Annotated in this window: 1 protein-coding gene; it reads right to left on the reverse strand. The window is 70.0% G+C overall.

Features of this window, described 5'->3' with window-relative positions:
• Positions 1-46 precede the first annotated feature (46 nt).
• Positions 47-1,555, reverse strand: coding sequence for an ISL3 family transposase (locus tag ABZ532_RS31615; RefSeq protein ID WP_361291462.1), 1,509 nt, complete (start codon positions 1,553-1,555; stop codon positions 47-49).
• Between the last annotated feature and the right edge of the window lie 103 nt (positions 1,556-1,658).

A 1,658-nucleotide genomic window follows, 5' to 3' on the forward strand; every position in this document is an offset into this window, starting at 1 on the left:
GGCTCTTACAAGATTTTCGTAGCTGGTGATCGCTCGGGTGCGGTTGTCAGCTGAGCAGGATGCGTTGGCGGAGGAGGCGGTGTCCGGCGCGGCCGTAGGTCTGCCGCTTGAGCAGCTTGATCTTGTTGTTGACGCCTTCGGTGCGGCCGTTGTGCCAGGGCAGGGTGAGGGCGTGGTCGACGGCGGTTCGGTCGCGTTCGAGGCCGATCGCGTAGGAGTGCAGGAACGGTAGGTCCGCTTCCCGGACCCGGGTGATCCAGCCGGTCAGCGCCTCGGCGTTGGCCGGCGCCGGGGTGAGCAGGGCCGTGAAGCCGGTCACTGCAGTGGCCAGGGCGGTCATCTCCGGGCAGGCCCCGGTGAGCTGGTCGCGCAGCACGAGCTGGTCCTCGCGTAGGTGGTCGGGGTCGGTGAGCAGGAGGCGGGCCACGCGGCGTGGGGAGAGGATGGCGTGGTCGGCCTCGACGCGGCCCTGGTTGATGTAGCGGACCAGGAGGTTCGCGCTGCCGGTGTAGCCCAGTTCCCTGATCTCCCGTAGGAGGTGGGTGACGGGCACCGCGGGGTCCTCGGCGCGGCGTCGGCGCAGGTGGTCGCGGTAGGGGTCGACCAGGGTGGGCCGGTACTGCGGTGCCCTCACCAGGCGCTCCGGCTCTGCGTGGCGGGCGTAGCGCTTGACCGTGTTCAGAGCAAGGCCGAGCCGGCGGGAGCATTCCAGCAGGCCGACGCCGGCATCGAGGAGCTGGTGGACCTGCTGCCACCGCTCGCGGGTGGTCGCGGCACGGGTGCCCTCCCGCAGTGGTGGGCCGGCCTTGGCCCAGCAGGCGCTGTGGGCCCTGATCTCGTTGGTCACCCCCTCGGCCAGGCCGTGCCACAGGTGCCAGCGATCGCAGACTTGCACGATCGCGGGGTCGGCGTCCGTGGTGGCCTGCGCGAACCCCCCGGCCCCGTCCCGGCAGACGACCTCGATACCGGGATGGTCCTTCAGCCAGGCGGTGACCGTCTCCATCCTGCGGTCCGGCAGCACGTCGATACGCTCGCCGGTGACAGCGTCGGCCAAGATGGTGGCGTAGCGGTGGCCTCTGCGCAGGGCGAACTCGTCGATGCCCAGCACCCGCGGTGCCGGTCGGGCCGGCGGGGCGATACGCATCAGGCAGTTCAGCACGCACGCCCAGGACAGCACCTGGTGCAGCACGCCCAGCAGCCGGGCTCCGGCCGATCCGGCCAGGGCCACGGCGACCGCGTCGACCACCTTCTGCAGTGCAGGTGTGCGACGCTGGTAACGCCGCGTCAACCCGGTGACCTGCTCGGCAAAGGTGACCTTCTCGCAGGCCGGGTTCTCGCAGTACAGGCGGCGCACCGATAAGTCGATCATGACCGCACGGCCGCCGACCGCCTCGTCCGCGAGGTGCCGCTCGTAGCGCGAATGCACCCAGTCCGATACTTGCCCGCACGCCGGACACGCCGCTTCGGCGTCATCCCAGGTGCGGGCCGTGATCCTCAGCAGATCCCCGCCGGCCTCCACCCCTTCGACCTGCACCGCGGCCAGCTGCGGCAGCAGATCCCCCACCACGACAACACACCCAGACAGCATCTCACCGCCAACCAACCGACACCACAGGCCAGTTGAAGCGATCACCGCCTACGGAAATCTTGTAAGAGCC

This window comes from Streptomyces sp. NPDC019396 (assembly GCF_040632375.1).
Lineage (GTDB): Bacteria > Actinomycetota > Actinomycetes > Streptomycetales > Streptomycetaceae > Streptomyces.